This window comes from Thioclava sp. PTB-PU3-1 (assembly GCF_055666785.1).
In genome coordinates this window covers 1-13,453 of sequence record NZ_JBVNVL010000006.1, presented here as the reverse complement: position 1 = coordinate 13,453, position 13,453 = coordinate 1, and the positions used below count along the sequence as shown (strand labels likewise).

The following is a 13,453-nucleotide window of genomic DNA, read 5'->3' as shown; positions in this document are numbered from 1 at the left end:
ATGCGCAAACTGACCCTTCTTCTCGCCCTCGCCCCGGCCGCTGCACAAGCCGCAAGCTTCGAGCGCCCGATCCCGCAAGCGCAATCGGCCACAGCCGAGTTCTGGTTCGCGCTGGCAGCGCTCGCGCTCGTCGCGGCACTGGCGGTGGTGGCGCGGGTGGTCGCCCGGCGATGAGCGCGCGCTGGTCCCCCGCCCGGATCGCGCTGCTGCTCTACCCATTCGGCTGGGGCGCCTTCGCGGTCAACGTGTTCTTCGCCTCGCTCATCGGATCGTGGGTCGGGCTGCCGGTTGCGACTCCGGTCGTCTCGCTGGGTCTGGGTGCGGTGGTCGCCGTGCCTGCGACCTACGCCTTCGCATGTCACATCCGGCGGCTGATGGACGCCGCCGAAAGCTGAAAGGAGCCGATCATGGCCCTATCTTCCGCAGAGCAGATGCGCCGCTGGCAGGGCCCGGCGCTGCTGTCGGGCGGGTTTCGCCCGTTCTTCTTTTTCGGGGCCGTCTGGGCCGCACTGGCGATGGCGCTCTGGGTGCCGGCACTGACTGGGCTGATCGCGCTGCCGACGCGGCTCGACCCGGTCAGCTGGCACGCCCATGCCTTTCTCTTCGGCTATCTTGGCGCGGCGATTGCGGGCTTTCTGCTGACGGCGGTGCCGAACTGGACCGGGCGGCTGCCGGTCGTGGGCTGGCCGCTCCTTGGCCTCTTCACGCTCTGGGCGCTCGGGCGGCTGGGGCTGCTCGCCTCGGCGCATCTGCCCTTCGCATTGGTCGCGAGCGTCGATCTCGCCTTCCCGCTCGCGCTTGGCGGCGTCGTGCTGCGTGAGATCGTGGCAGGGAAGAACTGGCGCAACCTGCCGGTGCTGGGATTGCTGAGCGTCTTCACCCTCGCGGACCTTCTGTTCCTGATAGAAGCCGCGCAGGGCGGCTATGCAGCAGCAGGTATCGGGATGCGGCTCGGCCTTGCCGCGGTGCTGATGATGGTCGCGCTGATCGGGGGGCGGATCATTCCGTCCTTCACGCGCAACTGGCTGGTCAAGGAGAACCATCCGGCGCGCCCTGCCCCGCCGATGCAACGCTTCGACAAAATCGCGATGGTCACTGCGGGCGCGGCACTGCTGGCTTGGGTTGCGCTGCCCGAGGCGCAACTGACCGCGGCGCTGCTGCTCGCGACCGGGCTGCTGCATCTCGCGCGGCTCTGGCGCTGGAAAGGCGGGCTGACGCTGCGCGCGCCGATCCTGTTCGTGCTGCATCTGGCCTATATCTGCCTGCCGCTCGGTGCGCTGGCGCTTGGCTTTGCGATCCTGTTCCCCGCCGCCCTCACTCCGGCCACGGCGCTGCATCTGTGGACGGCGGGCGCACTTGGCGGAATGACGCTGGCGGTGATGAGCCGTGCCTCGCTTGGCCATACCGGCCGCCCGTTGGAGGCCAGCCCCGGAACCGTCGCGGTCTATGCCGCCCTTTTCGTCGGAATGGTCGCGCGGCTCCTCGCGGGATGGCTTGGCCTGAGCGCGCTTTATTCGGTCTCCGGCGTGGCTTGGTGCGCGGCTTTCCTCGGCTTCGCTATCCTCTATGCTCCGGTGCTGTGGCAACCCAGACGGAGGGCGCAATGATGTGGCTGGCTTATGGCGGGGTGTTCGCGGCCTTCCTCGCGACGCATTCGATCCCGACGCGTCCGTCGGTGAAGGCGCGGCTGGTGGCGGCGCTCGGCGCGTCCGGTTTCACCCTTGGCTATTCGGCTCTCTCCGCGGCGATGCTGCTGATCCTGATCCGCGCCGCCGCATGGCCGGACCCGATCTACCTCTGGCCGCCCACCCTTTGGGCGATGGAGGCGACCCGGGCCGGGATGGCGCTGGTCTGCATATGGTTCGCCGTCGCGCTCGGCCACCCGAACCCGTTCTCCTTCGGCGGCAGTCGTCGCAAGAGCTTCGACCCCGTGCGCCCCGGCCCCGTGCGCCTCACGCGCCACCCGATGCTGCTGGGCCTCGCGAGCTGGGCCGGGTTGCACCTTCTGCCGAACGGCGATCTGGCGCATGTGCTGCTGTTCGGCGCACTTGGCGGCTTCGCCCTGCTCGGGATGCGACTGATCGACCGCAAGCGCCGCCGGGAGATGGGGCCGGAGGTCTGGACCCAAACGCTGCGCCGGACGAAAGCGGCTCCCGCCTTTGCAGGGCTCACGCTGGCCGATCTCGGCCGGGCTGGGCTGGGCCTCGTGGCTTACATGGCGCTGCTGCATCTGCATGAATTTTTCGCAGGGGTCGCTTTGGTTTAGAGTGCGCGCGTTTCGAAAGCCTCGAGGATGACCGTGAAGGCTGACACTCCCCATCAGTTTCCATGACGGGAAGCGGACATTCGTTGCGCTTGGCACTGCCGTCCGGTTCGGGCTGTCAGCTGATAGTCAAACTATAAGTGCGGCCAGCCGATACGCGTTGCGCGCTGGACGAGAGTCTTTCGCCGTATTCCAGAACGCAGCAACGTCTTGGATCAGATACATAAAGAGTATTGATCGCTTCGAGAAGAACTCTCGCTGGGCTTGCGGGGCGTGATCTGCAGTAGTATCTCACATGAGCCGAGAAGATTTCGAGGCCGGTGTGGTTATTCCGGCCCTCTGTCAAACAGAGATCCAGTCGCACCAGTCTGCGAACCCGCGGCATCGACCTATCATTGGTCGGTGTCGGGGGAGTTGCGTCTGCCCCGTCCGACCACAACTTGGAAAAGACGGAAATGAAACGAAAGACTCTCATTCTTGCGCAATTACTGATCACCTTCATGATGGCTTTCCTGATGTCTGGCACCATGTCCCTCATCGCCATTGGGCCGACTGCGGAATGGCTCGCGAACTGGCCGCGGCAGGCGCTCATCGCGTGGCCAATCGCCTTCATCTTCACGCAAGTCACCACCCCTTTGGCCTTCGCGTTGGCGAACCGTGCGACGGCAGAGAGAGCTTAGACTCAAGCTGAGAACATGCACCGGGGTTTTGGCGCCGGTGCATGAAACTCGGCCCCTGTTCAGAGATCATTCAGACCAAAGCAAGATTTCGGCGCACTTATGCGCGTAAAAGTTTGTGCGGCTAAAACCTCGGAAAGACCCGACCGTCCATCAACTTGCGCGCCGTGCGCAATGTGCCTGCATTGGTAACGCGTCCGGTCTCATCCTGTGCAATCAAAACCTCTGCCGCGCCTGTAGGGTGTTCGATTCTGAAGCTGCCACCGGCAGGCAATATTGCGAGCTCCGCGGCTGGCGAGCCCTCCAACGTGCAAGCGGTCGCGACCGACACGGCCGCGAAAACCCCGATCGTCGCGTGGACGCGATGCGGGATGAGGCTGCGGGTCGAAATCGCGCCTCCTTTTCGGGGAGTCGAAACCAGCGTCATCTTCGGCACGGATTTCTCGGTGACATCACCAAGGTTCATCATCGGGCCAACTTCTCGGCGGATCGCCTCGATCCGCACTTTAACCTCTTCCATAGCCTCGATCTCGTCGCGGCTTTCCTCGCCCGTCAGACCGAAATCGGAGGCGCGCATCACCACGACGGGCATTCCGTTATCAATCAGCGTGCAGTCGATGCCCCGCACCGTGTCACATGTGCGCCCCGTCGGCAACAGCGCACCGCACATCGAGCCCGCGAGCCCTTCGAACATCAGCGGCACTGGAGCGGCCGTGCCGGGCACGCCGTCGATCGCCGCATCACCTTCGTAGCGCACGCGACCGACCGGCGTCTGGATCGTCGCGACCGCCACTTCTCCGGTGTTCACCATGTGGATGCGCACCTGCGTCTCGCCCTCTGTCGCCGCAACCAATCCGCGCTCTATCGCCGCCGGCCCGACCCCGGCGAGGATGTTGCCGCAGGCCTGAGCATCCGACACCAGCGCACGATCGACAAAGACCTGCAGGAAAAGGTAATCGACATCGGCATCGTTGCGCGTGGACGGTGAGAGCACCGCAACCTTCGAGGTCAGCGGATCGGCACCGCCGATCCCGTCGATCTGGTTGGGATCGGGAGAGCCCATGATCCGCAGCAAGAGATCGTCGCGGGCCGCAGGATCAGAAGGCAGATCGGCGGCGAGGAAATACGCGCCTTTCGACGTGCCGCCCCGCATCCACAGGCAGGGAATACCCTCGTCGCTCATATCGGTCTCCCTTCGACTTGGTCCAAATATCCCGGGGGTGAATTCGCGGAACGCGAAGAGGGGGCAGCGCCCCCGGCCCCGCTCAGACGTATTTCAGCCCCTTCGCCTCGAGCCGCGGGCGCATGTCGTAAATGTCGAGCCCGAGCTCGCCCGCCGCAAGACGCTTGCGCTTGGCCTCTTCCGCGTCGAGACGCTTTTGCGTTGCGGCAAGGACGACCTCGGCATCGACACGTTTGACGACGCAGACGCCATCATCATCGGCCACGACGATATCGCCTGCCTCGATCGTTTGTCCGGCGCAGACGATCGGGACGTTGACCGATCCGAGCGTCTCCTTGACGGTGCCTTGCGCGGAGATCGCCTTCGACCAGACCGGGAAATCCATTTCCTTGAGATCGCGCACGTCTCGCACGCCACCGTCGATGATCAGCCCGCGACAGCCGCGCGCTTGCGCCGAAGTGGCCAGAAGATCGCCGAAATAGCCGTTATCGCAGGGCGAGGTCGGTGCCAGCACCAGCACATCGCCTGCCTGCAACTGCTCGATCGCGACATGGATCATCCAATTGTCACCCGGCGGTGCGGAGATGGTGACTGCCGAGCCCGCGATGCGCGCGCCCGGATAGATCGGGCGCATGTAGCTGTGCAAGCAGCCGATGCGGCCCTGCGCTTCGTGAACGGTAGCCACGCCAGCCTCGCCGAGCGCGTCGATGACCGCCTGATCGGCGCGGGCGATGTTCTGAACAACAACGGGCATTCGCCTCTCCTTATTTCTTGACCGGCGGGGTGCCGTGGGTGTGGAAGGTCTCGATCGTCTTGAGGCCCCAGGCCTGCCCCTTCTTGCGGTCGGCTTCGGTCCAGACGATTGGCTCCCAGTCAGGATCGAGGATCAGCCGCGCGCCGGCATTTGCGATCTCGACACGGTTCCCGGCGGGCTCCCAGACATAGAGGAAGAACGTGTTCTGGATCGCGTGCTTATGCGGGCCGGTCTCGATATGGACGCCGTTCTCGAGGAAGATGTCGGCGGCGCGCAGGATGTCCTCGCGCTGATCGGCGGCGTAGGTGACATGGTGGAATCGGCCCTTACCGCCGCCATGCTCCTCGGTGCAGGCGAGGTCGTAACCCTTGTTGTTCACGGTGAACCAGCAGCCGCCCAGTCGCCCGTTGTCGAGTTGGATCATCTCGGTCACGCGCGAGCCGAGACAGGTCTCCATGAAGCGCCGGAATTCGGTCACGTCCTCGGACAGCAGGTTCAGGTGATCGAGTCTGCGAGGGGCCGCGCCGGTATGGTGGAAGCGCGAAGCGTTGTTCTTCAGCGCGGGCTTGTCTGCTTCGCCATGCTGGTATTTCACCGTGTCGAAATAGATCTCGAAGACATGGCCGAACGGGTCTTCGAAGCGGAAAGCGCGTCCGTGGCTCAGATCGCCGTCGTTCCAGCCGATCACCTTGAAATCAGACCCCTCGATCGCGGCGACACGGCGTTCCAGCGCGGCCTGCGAACTGGCGCGATAGCCGATATGGCCGACGCCGGTCGTGTCGGAGCGGGTGAGTTTGAGGGTGGCGAATTCGTAATCGTCCCAAGCGCGCAGATAGGCCGAGGTCTCGTCCTGTCCCGAGACGGTCAGCCCGTAAACCCGGGTGAAGAAATCGAGGCTCTCTTCGAACTTGTCGGTCAGCATCTCGACATGGCCCAGATGGGCGATGTCGTAACAGGGCTCTTGGGGTTGGCTCATCGTCTTCCTCCTCTCACGCCCGCCCGGCAAGGCATTGGCAGCGCGTGGCATTGATACCGTGTCGGCCCGTGTGCCCGGGCCGGGGCAAAAACCTCACAACTCGTCGACCGGGCGCGGGAAGATCGACTGGAACCCTTCGGCATATTTGCAATCGCGCCCGCCCGACTGGCCGCCGGAATTCCGCTTGAAGTGGTTCGCGCGCTGCTGGGCGACCCGGGTGTAATACTCCCACAGGTGGACCTGCCCGTTCATGCATTCCATCGCGGCGCGCTTCTTGTCCCAGACGGGGGTGATGTCGAGGAAGGTGTCGGGCTTCCAGCCCATCTGCTCGGTCTGGTGCGGCTCAAACAGGTAAAGCTGCGGCGCGCCGAGCACCTTCTCGCCCGGATTGTGCCCCCAGGCCTGCGCGATCATCCGCGCCTCAAGCGCGATCTGCATCGTATACATGTGGTCGGTGTTATAGGGGTCGTATTGCGAATGGCTCAGCATGAAGCGCGGCTGAACCTTCCGGATCACGTCCACCAGCTTCATCTTGTCGTCTTGGCTCAGATGCAGGGGATAGTCGCCCAGATCGAAGGTCAGCAGCTCATGCACGCCAAGCGCCTTGGCCGCGGCATCGGCCTCCGCGTGGCGGATGTCCTTGACCTCCTGAAGCGATTTACCTTCCTTCCAGAGCCGCGCGCTCTCGCCGCGCTCACCAAAGGACAGGCAGGCGACCGTCACCTTGTAACCCATCTCGGCATGCAGCGCGATTGCACCGCCGCAACGCCAGACGAAATCGGCGGCATGGGCGGAAATGACGAGGGCGGTTTTCTTCTCCGACATGGGAACCTCTCGAGAAATGCGTTGGCCCGAGATAAGGCGCGACGGCGCGAAAATCGCAAATTGGAAAGCCTTGCCCGGGTATAAGCTAAGGCTATACTGACTTTGAATTCGGACCCGTTTGCGCGAGATATCCCCCAAGCAGGGAGGGCTTTGCGCATGAAGGAAAATTCGATGCAGGAAATCGCGGTGATCGGCTTCGGCGAGGCGGGGCGCGCCTTCGCCACGGGTTGGGGGCGCGAAACCTGCGCGCGTGCAACCTGCTATGACCTCAAGCTCGATACGCCCGAGACCGCCGCACCGATCCGGGAGGCCGCCACGGCGCTCGGCCTGCATCCGGCGGCGAACCGGGCAGAGGCGTTGACCCATGCGAAAGCGGTGTTTTGCCTCGTCACGGCGGATCAGGCGGTGACGGCGGCGCGGGAATGCGCCCCCCACCTGCCGAACGGGGCGCTTTGGCTCGACTGCAATTCCTGCGCGCCCGAAAGCAAGCGCGCGGCGGCGGAGGTGATTGCCGAGGCCGGCGGCATATATGTCGATGTCGCGGTCATGTCGCCTGTTCATCCGAAGCTGCATCGCACACCGCTTTTGCTCTCTGGCCCGGGTGCCACGGAAGCACTTTCCTGGCTCGACAGGCTCGACATGGAAGCGCGATGGATCGACGATCAGGTCGGATCCGCCTCCTCGATCAAGATGATCCGCTCGGTGATGATCAAGGGGTTGGAGGCGCTGACGGCGGAGTGCTTTCTCGCTGCACGTAAGGCGGGTGTCGCGGACGAAGTGCTTGGGTCGCTCATGGCATCCAACCCTGAAATGAGCTGGGACAGCCGCGCCGCCTATAACCTCGAGCGGATGATGGAGCATGGCATTCGCCGTGCAGCGGAGATGCGCGAAGTGGTGCGCACACTCGACGGGCTGGGGCTTCCCTCAGACCTGACCGCGGCGGTATCCGAATGGCATGATCGGATCGGCGAGATGGGGCTGAAAGGGCGCGACGGTGACCTCGATACCCGCGCGCGGGAGATCTTGGAGCGACTATGATCGACGCCAACCTTCGCCACCTTCGGGTGTTCCTCGCGGTTGCGGAAGGCGGCTCGATCACCCGCGCGGCGGAGCTCTGTCACGTCTCGCAGCCCGCCGTCACGCAGGCCATCGCCAAGCTCGAGGCGGAAGCGGGCACCGCGCTCTTCACCCGCACGACGCACGGGCTGTTCGCAACCGAGGCGGGCGAGGTGCTACGCCACCGGACCTCGCGCGCGCTCGACGCGCTCGATACGCAACTGACCGAGTTCGCGCCGCGTCTGAAGCTCACCGCGACCCGCGCGCAATTGCAGGCGCTCATCGCGGCGGCGGAGGCGCAGAACTTCTCGCTCGCCGCGCGACGCTTGGGCGTCTCCCAACCCACCGTCCATCGCGCGATCACCCAGCTCGAGAAAGAAGCGGGACGCGCGCTGTTTCAGCGCAGCCCCTTCGGGATCGTGCCGACGCGCGGCTGCGCCAATCTTGCGCGCATCGCGCGGCTGGCCTTTGTCGAACTGGAGCAGGCCCGCGCGGAACTGGGAGATTTGAGTGGACGCGAGGTCGGCCAGATCGTGATCGGGGCCATGCCGCTTTCGCGCAGTCATGTCCTGCCGAAGGCCATCGTGGCCTTCCGGAAGACGCGCCCGAACATGGCGGTGAAGGTGCTTGAAGGGAGCTATGACGAGCTGCTCGGCGGTCTGCGCCGCGGCGAGATCGACTTCCTGATCGGCGCGCTGCGCGATCCGGCCCCGATCGGGGATATCGTGCAGGAAAAACTCTTCGACGACACGCTGGTCGTCCTGGCGGGGCGCGATCATCCGCTTCTCGGCCAACCGCTTCCCTCGGCGGACGAACTCGCCAATTGGCCCTGGCTCGTGACCCGCGAAGGCACGCCGACCCGCGCACAGTTCGAAGCCGTCTTTGCCGATGCCGGGGCGAGCCTGCCGCACGGGCTGATCGAGACCGGCTCGGTGATCTTGATGCGCGAAATGGTGCAGGACGGCCGCCACCTCGCTTGCGTCTCGCGCGCGCAAGCCGAGGGCGAGATCGAACGCGGGCTCGTCGAAGTCCTTACCGACAACTTCAGCGGCACTCGCCGCCCCATCGGGCTGACCCTTCGCGACGGCTGGGAACCTACGCCCGCGCAGGCGCAGATGCTGATGGCGGTCCGCTCGACCTGAGGCGGCTATAGCCTCCCCTTATGCCTGATCGGATCGTTTCTATTGGTCATGCCGGCCCGCTCGCGCGATGGAAGAGGCATGAAACGTGACGGGTGGAGGAGAGCCTCGCCACGTCCATCCACCGGGAGGAAATTATGACCATTCGCAGCAAAGTCGCGGCTTTGGCCCTGGGCGCAGCACTCGTTGCGGGCAGCGCATCGGCCGAGGAAATGAAATTCGCCAACTTTATGCCGGCGGGGCATCCCTATGTAGGCTCGACCTTCCAGCCCTTCGCGGATGAGGTCGCGGCCAAGACCGATGGCGATGTCACGGTGAAGCTCTACAATGGCGGCGAGCTGGGCGCGGGCCCGGTCGAGCAATATAGCCGTGTCGTCGATGGCGTCGCGGAATTCGCGGTGTCCCTGCCGGGCTATACCGCGTCGCAATTCCCGCTCACGCTGCTGGCAGAGCTTCCGGGCGTTCTGGACGAACAGACCGGCACTGCGGATCTCGACAAGCATCTTGATCTCTTCAGCTCCGAATATCGTCGCACCCATCTGGTGGCGCTGTGGTCGAGCGCGGAGAACCTGCTGTTCACCCGCGACAAGGCCGTGCGCAGCCCCGACGACCTCAAGGGGATGAAGATCCGCGTGCCCTCGCGCAACACCGGCCTGCTGGTCGAAGCCTGGGGTGGCACGCCGGTTTCGATGCCGGTCTCGGAAATCTACAACGCGATGCAGACCGGCGTGATCGACGGCGCGATGATCGACGGCACCGGCATCAACGCTTTCAAGCTGGGCGAAGTCGCCAATTACATCACGATGGGCATGAAGACGACGAACTCGCCCTTCTTCATCCTGATGAACCGTGACGCCTACGCCTCGCTCTCCGACGAAGACAAGGCCGCGATCGACGCCGCCGGCAAGGATACCGCGATGCACGGTCAGCAAAGCCAGCTCGCCGTTGCGCAGAAGGGCATCGAGGGCTTCAAGAATACCGAGGGCAAAGTAGTTATCGAGCTGAGTGCGGATGAGGCAAAAGCCTTTGACGAGCTCTCGGCCGGTATCGTCTCCGACGTCGTCGAAAAGACCGGCGGCGACGCACAGAAAATCGTCGACACGCTGAAGGCGGACAAGTGAGCGCCACTTCCGAATATACGAAGCTCCCGGCCTGGTTGATATGGTTCAACCGGGCCAACCTCCTGCTGGCCACGCTGTCGGGAATGTTCCTGATGCTTGTGCTGGGGTTGGTCTTTGTCGGGGTCTTCACGCGCTATGCGCTTGCCATGCCGATCCTCGGGATCAACGAGGTGGTGCAGCTGGCCTCGGTGGGTGTGGTGATGCTCGCTCTGCCCTATTGCACCTCCTATGAGGGCCATGTCCGGGTCGATGTGCTCGACGGGGTGATCGGCCGCTGGGGCCGCTTTCTCGGCGACCTGATGTCGCGCGCGCTATCGGCCTGGGTGCTGAGCGTGCTGGTGCAGCGGGCGTGGCTCAAGATGCTCGATGCGCGCGAATTCGGCGACACCACCAACATGCTCGGAATCCCGCTCTGGCCGTTCTACGCCTTCATCGCCGCCGGCATGACCCTCTGCGTGATCGTGCTTGCAGTGCAATTCCTCATCATCGCTATCGGAAAGGGCCGTCCATGACGCCTCTGGAAGCCGGTTTGACCGGGATCGGCGCGCTCTTCGTGCTGATGATCCTGCGCACGCCCGTCGCCTTTGCCATGCTGCTGGTGGGCTATTTCGGGCTGTGGATTCTGGAAGGGACCCGCGCGGCAGGCGCCGTGATGCTGACCGAGAGCTATTCGGCGGTGTCCAATTACAACCTGATCGTCGTGCCGATGTTCATCCTGCTGGGCAATATCGCCTCGGTCGCGGGGTTCTCGCGCGCGCTTTACGACGCGGCCTTCGCATGGGTCGGACGGTTCAAGGGCGGGCTCGCCTCCTCCTCGGTGCTGGGCTGCGCGGTGTTCTCCGCGGTGTCGGGCTCGTCGGTCGCGACCGCCGTCACCATCGGCAAGGTCGCCTTGCCCGAGATGAAGCGTCTGGGCTACGGCGATGCGCTGTCCACCGGCGCGATCGCGGCAGGCGGCACTTTGGGCTTCCTGATCCCGCCCTCGACCGGCTTTGTCCTCTACGCGATCCTCACCGAGGAATCGATCGGGCGGCTGTTCATGGCGGGCATTCTGCCGGGGCTCCTGCTGATGGGGCTGTTCATGGGGACGATCTGGCTGATCGCGACGCTGAACCCCAAGGCCGGCCCGCGCGGCGAGCCGGTATCCGCGGGCGAGAAATTTCGTCTGCTGGGGCGCGCAGGCCCGCTGATGGGGATCATCGCGGTCTCGATCGGCGGTATCTACGCAGGCGTCTTCACCCCGGTCGAAGCCTCGGCCATCGGCGCGGGTCTCGTGCTGCTGCTGGCGATTGCGATGCGTGCGATCGACTGGACGGGGTTCAAATCCGCCGTGCTGGAGACGCTGAAGACCTCGGCCATGCTCTATATGATCGTGATCGGGGCGAATGTGCTGAACCCCTTCCTCGCGGTCACGCATATTCCGGAAACGCTGGGCAATGCGATGGTGGGGCTCGGCCTCGGGCCCTATGGGACGCTCGTCATGATCATCGCGGCCTATGTGGTGCTAGGCATGTTCCTCGACGGGCTGTCGATGCTGGTGGTGACGATCCCGATCGTCTTCCCGGTGATCCAGGAGTTGGGCTTCGACCCGATCTGGTTCGGCGTCGTTGCGGTGATCGTGATCGAGATGGGGATGATCACCCCGCCTGTCGGGCTCAACGTCTTCGTGGTGAAAGGGGTCGCGCAGGACGTGCCGATGACGACTGTCTTCAAAGGCGTGCTGCCCTTCCTCTTCGCGATGATCCTGGCACTTCTGCTGATCATCATCTTCCCGCAGATTGCGACGCTGATCCCCGATTCGATGTTCGGGTGAAGCGATTTCTGGCAATCGTTAAAGAAAAAATTGAATGCGGACATCGGTCTCGCGGGACATGAATGACAGCGAAGGGCCAACTGCGACGCTCTGACGGCGATGGGCGTATTCCGTTGAAAAACTCGCGCTTGATTGCTGGGCGTGGCGCTGATTCAATTCCGACATCAGGTGGGAGGATTGGCGATGATGGGACCGAAGCAGGAAGCTCAGCCAGCGCTGTTCTACGAGTTTTCGCTGGAGGATCATGTTCCGCAAGATCACCTGCTTCGATCCATCGACCGGTTCGTCGACCTGAGCGGCATCCGTGCTCATCTTGCGGATTTCTACAGCCACACGGGCCGTCCGTCTGTCGACCCCGAACTGCTGATCCGCATGCTCCTGGTCGGCTATTGCTCCGGCATCCGGTCCGAGCGGCGCCTCTGCGAAGAGGTGCATCTGAACTTGGCGTATCGCTGGTTCTGCCGCCTCGACCTTGCTGACCGGGTGCCGGATCACTCCACCTTTTCGAAGAACCGCCATGGCCGGTTTCGTGACAGCGAGCTGCTACGCCACCTGTTCGAGATGACGGTCGCACGCTGCATCGAGGAAGGCCTGGTGAGCGGGCAGCGCATGGCGGTCGATGCCAGCCTGATCGAGGCGGAGGCGAACAAGCAGAACTCGACGCCGAAGGAAGAGTGGGACGCCTCGCAAATCGATCCGACGGATGCGCCCCGCGCCGTTCGCGAGTATCTTGAGACGCTGGACGAGGCCGCCTTCGGTGCCGCCAGCGAGGTCCAGCCCAAGTTCACCTCGCATTCCGACCCGGCCAGCCAGTGGACGGCAGCGCGCAAGGGTCCGGCATTCTTTAGCTATTCAGACAACTACCTGATCGACACGGATCACGGCGTCATTGTGGATGTCGAGGCGACGCGGTCGGTCCGGCAGGCGGAGGTCGGCTCGACACGCACCATGCTGGACCGGGTGAAGGCCAAGTTCGATTTGCATCCCGAACGCCTGATCGCGGATACCGCCTATGGCACCGGGCCGATGCTGGGTTGGCTGGTAGAGCGCAAGATCGCGCCGCACATCCCCGTCTTGGACAAGTCGGGCCGTAACGATGGCACCTGGACCCGGGCCGACTTCGAGTGGGACGCCGAAAACAATCAATACATCTGCCCAGAGGGCCAGACGCTGAAGCAGTTCCGCCGGAACTATTCCGACCCGAACAGAGGACCGACCGGCAAGGGCGTCGCCAAATACCGCGGCTTGAAGCACATCTGTCAGGCCTGCCCTTCGAAGCAGCGCTGCTGCCCGAACATGGACTTCCGGTCCATCACCCGCGAGGAACACGAAGACGCCCGCCAGGTCGCCAGGGACATCGCAAAGACCAGGCAATACGAGATCTCGATGAATCTCCGGAAGAAGGTCGAGATGCTCTTCGCGCACCTCAAACGCATCCTTGGCCTCGGACGCCTCCGACTACGTGGCCCGTGCGGCGCAAATGACGAATTTCTCCTCGCCGCAACCGCCCAGAACCTCAGGAAGCTGGCAAAGATCCTTCCCGCACCGCAGCAACCGCGAAAAGCCTTATAGGAAAGGCAGTCGCACATCACGAAAGCTTCCAATTTCTGCAATCGCGAACGGGTGTTTTTCCACAGAATCGGCGG

General features: G+C 64.0%; 15 protein-coding genes. 11 read left to right on the top strand and 4 right to left on the bottom strand.

Annotated elements, in window-relative coordinates; genetic code table 11:
• The 5 genes from ACZ7GB_RS15475 to ACZ7GB_RS15455 all read left to right on the top strand — a co-directional run bounded on the left by ACZ7GB_RS15475 (position 1) and on the right by ACZ7GB_RS15455 (position 2,943).
• Positions 1 to 174, top strand: coding sequence for a protein NnrT (locus ACZ7GB_RS15475; protein ID WP_078542441.1), 174 nt, complete (start codon positions 1 to 3; stop codon positions 172 to 174).
• Entirely contained in the window at positions 171 to 395 is a 225-nt protein-coding gene (locus tag ACZ7GB_RS15470; RefSeq protein ID WP_078521634.1) for an NnrT protein, read from the top strand. The genes ACZ7GB_RS15475 and ACZ7GB_RS15470 overlap by 4 nt, the downstream gene beginning before the upstream one ends.
• A gap of 12 nt (positions 396 to 407) precedes the next feature.
• Positions 408 to 1,607: an NnrS family protein gene (locus ACZ7GB_RS15465; RefSeq protein ID WP_347430003.1), complete on the top strand. Its 1,200-nt coding sequence runs from the start codon at positions 408 to 410 to the stop codon at positions 1,605 to 1,607.
• On the top strand, positions 1,604 to 2,266 hold the full coding sequence (locus tag ACZ7GB_RS15460; protein WP_472159394.1) for an NnrU family protein: 663 nt from the start codon (positions 1,604 to 1,606) through the stop codon (positions 2,264 to 2,266). Before ACZ7GB_RS15465 ends, ACZ7GB_RS15460 begins: the two co-directional genes overlap by 4 nt.
• Positions 2,267 to 2,718: 452 nt before the next feature.
• Complete coding sequence (locus tag ACZ7GB_RS15455; protein ID WP_078549597.1) at positions 2,719 to 2,943, top strand: DUF2798 domain-containing protein; 225 nt, start codon at positions 2,719 to 2,721, stop codon at positions 2,941 to 2,943.
• A 121-nt stretch (positions 2,944 to 3,064) separates the two neighbouring features.
• Here ACZ7GB_RS15455 and ACZ7GB_RS15450 read toward each other — a convergent pair whose 3' ends face one another.
• The 4 genes from ACZ7GB_RS15450 to ACZ7GB_RS15435 form a co-directional block, all read right to left on the bottom strand.
• The gene (locus tag ACZ7GB_RS15450) at positions 3,065 to 4,123 is read right to left on the bottom strand and encodes a 4-oxalomesaconate tautomerase (RefSeq protein WP_472159392.1); all 1,059 of its coding nucleotides are present in this window, start codon (positions 4,121 to 4,123) and stop codon (positions 3,065 to 3,067) included.
• Positions 4,124 to 4,205: 82 nt separating this feature from the next.
• Positions 4,206 to 4,877 carry a 4-carboxy-4-hydroxy-2-oxoadipate aldolase/oxaloacetate decarboxylase gene (locus ACZ7GB_RS15445; protein ID WP_472159391.1) on the bottom strand — a complete coding sequence of 224 codons (672 nt, stop codon included), beginning with the start codon at positions 4,875 to 4,877 and terminating at the stop codon, positions 4,206 to 4,208.
• Positions 4,878 to 4,887: 10 nt separating this feature from the next.
• Positions 4,888 to 5,853 carry a VOC family protein gene (locus tag ACZ7GB_RS15440; RefSeq protein ID WP_472159390.1) on the bottom strand — a complete coding sequence of 322 codons (966 nt, stop codon included), beginning with the start codon at positions 5,851 to 5,853 and terminating at the stop codon, positions 4,888 to 4,890.
• A 93-nt stretch (positions 5,854 to 5,946) separates the two neighbouring features.
• Positions 5,947 to 6,678, bottom strand: coding sequence for a PIG-L deacetylase family protein (locus ACZ7GB_RS15435; RefSeq protein ID WP_472159388.1), 732 nt, complete (start codon positions 6,676 to 6,678; stop codon positions 5,947 to 5,949).
• 156 nt (positions 6,679 to 6,834) lie between these two features.
• Between ACZ7GB_RS15435 and ACZ7GB_RS15430 the strand changes: the two genes are divergently transcribed.
• The 6 genes from ACZ7GB_RS15430 (at position 6,835) to ACZ7GB_RS15405 (ending at position 13,379) form a co-directional block, all read left to right on the top strand.
• Positions 6,835 to 7,716 carry an NAD(P)-dependent oxidoreductase gene (locus ACZ7GB_RS15430; RefSeq protein ID WP_472159387.1) on the top strand — a complete coding sequence of 294 codons (882 nt, stop codon included), beginning with the start codon at positions 6,835 to 6,837 and terminating at the stop codon, positions 7,714 to 7,716.
• The gene (locus ACZ7GB_RS15425; protein ID WP_472159385.1) at positions 7,713 to 8,876 is read left to right on the top strand and encodes a LysR family transcriptional regulator; all 1,164 of its coding nucleotides are present in this window, start codon (positions 7,713 to 7,715) and stop codon (positions 8,874 to 8,876) included. The genes ACZ7GB_RS15430 and ACZ7GB_RS15425 overlap by 4 nt, the downstream gene beginning before the upstream one ends.
• A gap of 134 nt (positions 8,877 to 9,010) precedes the next feature.
• Positions 9,011 to 9,994 (top strand): TRAP transporter substrate-binding protein, encoded by a 984-nt coding sequence (locus tag ACZ7GB_RS15420; RefSeq protein ID WP_472159383.1) that lies wholly within the window; start codon positions 9,011 to 9,013, stop codon positions 9,992 to 9,994.
• Positions 9,991 to 10,506, top strand: coding sequence for a TRAP transporter small permease (locus ACZ7GB_RS15415; protein WP_472159382.1), 516 nt, complete (start codon positions 9,991 to 9,993; stop codon positions 10,504 to 10,506). Before ACZ7GB_RS15420 ends, ACZ7GB_RS15415 begins: the two co-directional genes overlap by 4 nt.
• A complete protein-coding gene (locus ACZ7GB_RS15410; protein ID WP_472159380.1) occupies positions 10,503 to 11,807 on the top strand; it encodes a TRAP transporter large permease in 1,305 nt (434 codons plus the stop codon). The genes ACZ7GB_RS15415 and ACZ7GB_RS15410 overlap by 4 nt, the downstream gene beginning before the upstream one ends.
• 183 nt (positions 11,808 to 11,990) lie before the next feature.
• Positions 11,991 to 13,379, top strand: a complete 1,389-nt coding sequence (locus ACZ7GB_RS15405; RefSeq protein ID WP_472159379.1) for an IS1182 family transposase — start codon at positions 11,991 to 11,993, stop codon at positions 13,377 to 13,379.
• The last annotated feature ends 74 nt before the right edge of the window (positions 13,380 to 13,453 follow it).

What these genes read in the sequence shown, in the direction of transcription:
- ACZ7GB_RS15475 (WP_078542441.1), top strand. Translation starts at nt 1, where the DNA reads ATGCGCAAACTGACCCTTCTTCTCGCCCTCGCCCCGGCCGCTGCACAA.
- ACZ7GB_RS15470 (WP_078521634.1), top strand. Translation starts at nt 171, where the DNA reads ATGAGCGCGCGCTGGTCCCCCGCCCGGATCGCGCTGCTGCTCTACCCA.
- ACZ7GB_RS15465 (WP_347430003.1), top strand. Translation starts at nt 408, where the DNA reads ATGGCCCTATCTTCCGCAGAGCAGATGCGCCGCTGGCAGGGCCCGGCG.
- ACZ7GB_RS15460 (WP_472159394.1), top strand. Translation starts at nt 1,604, where the DNA reads ATGATGTGGCTGGCTTATGGCGGGGTGTTCGCGGCCTTCCTCGCGACG.
- ACZ7GB_RS15455 (WP_078549597.1), top strand. Translation starts at nt 2,719, where the DNA reads ATGAAACGAAAGACTCTCATTCTTGCGCAATTACTGATCACCTTCATG.
- ACZ7GB_RS15450 (WP_472159392.1), bottom strand. Translation starts at nt 4,123, where the DNA reads ATGAGCGACGAGGGTATTCCCTGCCTGTGGATGCGGGGCGGCACGTCG.
- ACZ7GB_RS15445 (WP_472159391.1), bottom strand. Translation starts at nt 4,877, where the DNA reads ATGCCCGTTGTTGTTCAGAACATCGCCCGCGCCGATCAGGCGGTCATC.
- ACZ7GB_RS15440 (WP_472159390.1), bottom strand. Translation starts at nt 5,853, where the DNA reads ATGAGCCAACCCCAAGAGCCCTGTTACGACATCGCCCATCTGGGCCAT.
- ACZ7GB_RS15435 (WP_472159388.1), bottom strand. Translation starts at nt 6,678, where the DNA reads ATGTCGGAGAAGAAAACCGCCCTCGTCATTTCCGCCCATGCCGCCGAT.
- ACZ7GB_RS15430 (WP_472159387.1), top strand. Translation starts at nt 6,835, where the DNA reads ATGAAGGAAAATTCGATGCAGGAAATCGCGGTGATCGGCTTCGGCGAG.
- ACZ7GB_RS15425 (WP_472159385.1), top strand. Translation starts at nt 7,713, where the DNA reads ATGATCGACGCCAACCTTCGCCACCTTCGGGTGTTCCTCGCGGTTGCG.
- ACZ7GB_RS15420 (WP_472159383.1), top strand. Translation starts at nt 9,011, where the DNA reads ATGACCATTCGCAGCAAAGTCGCGGCTTTGGCCCTGGGCGCAGCACTC.
- ACZ7GB_RS15410 (WP_472159380.1), top strand. Translation starts at nt 10,503, where the DNA reads ATGACGCCTCTGGAAGCCGGTTTGACCGGGATCGGCGCGCTCTTCGTG.
- ACZ7GB_RS15405 (WP_472159379.1), top strand. Translation starts at nt 11,991, where the DNA reads ATGATGGGACCGAAGCAGGAAGCTCAGCCAGCGCTGTTCTACGAGTTT.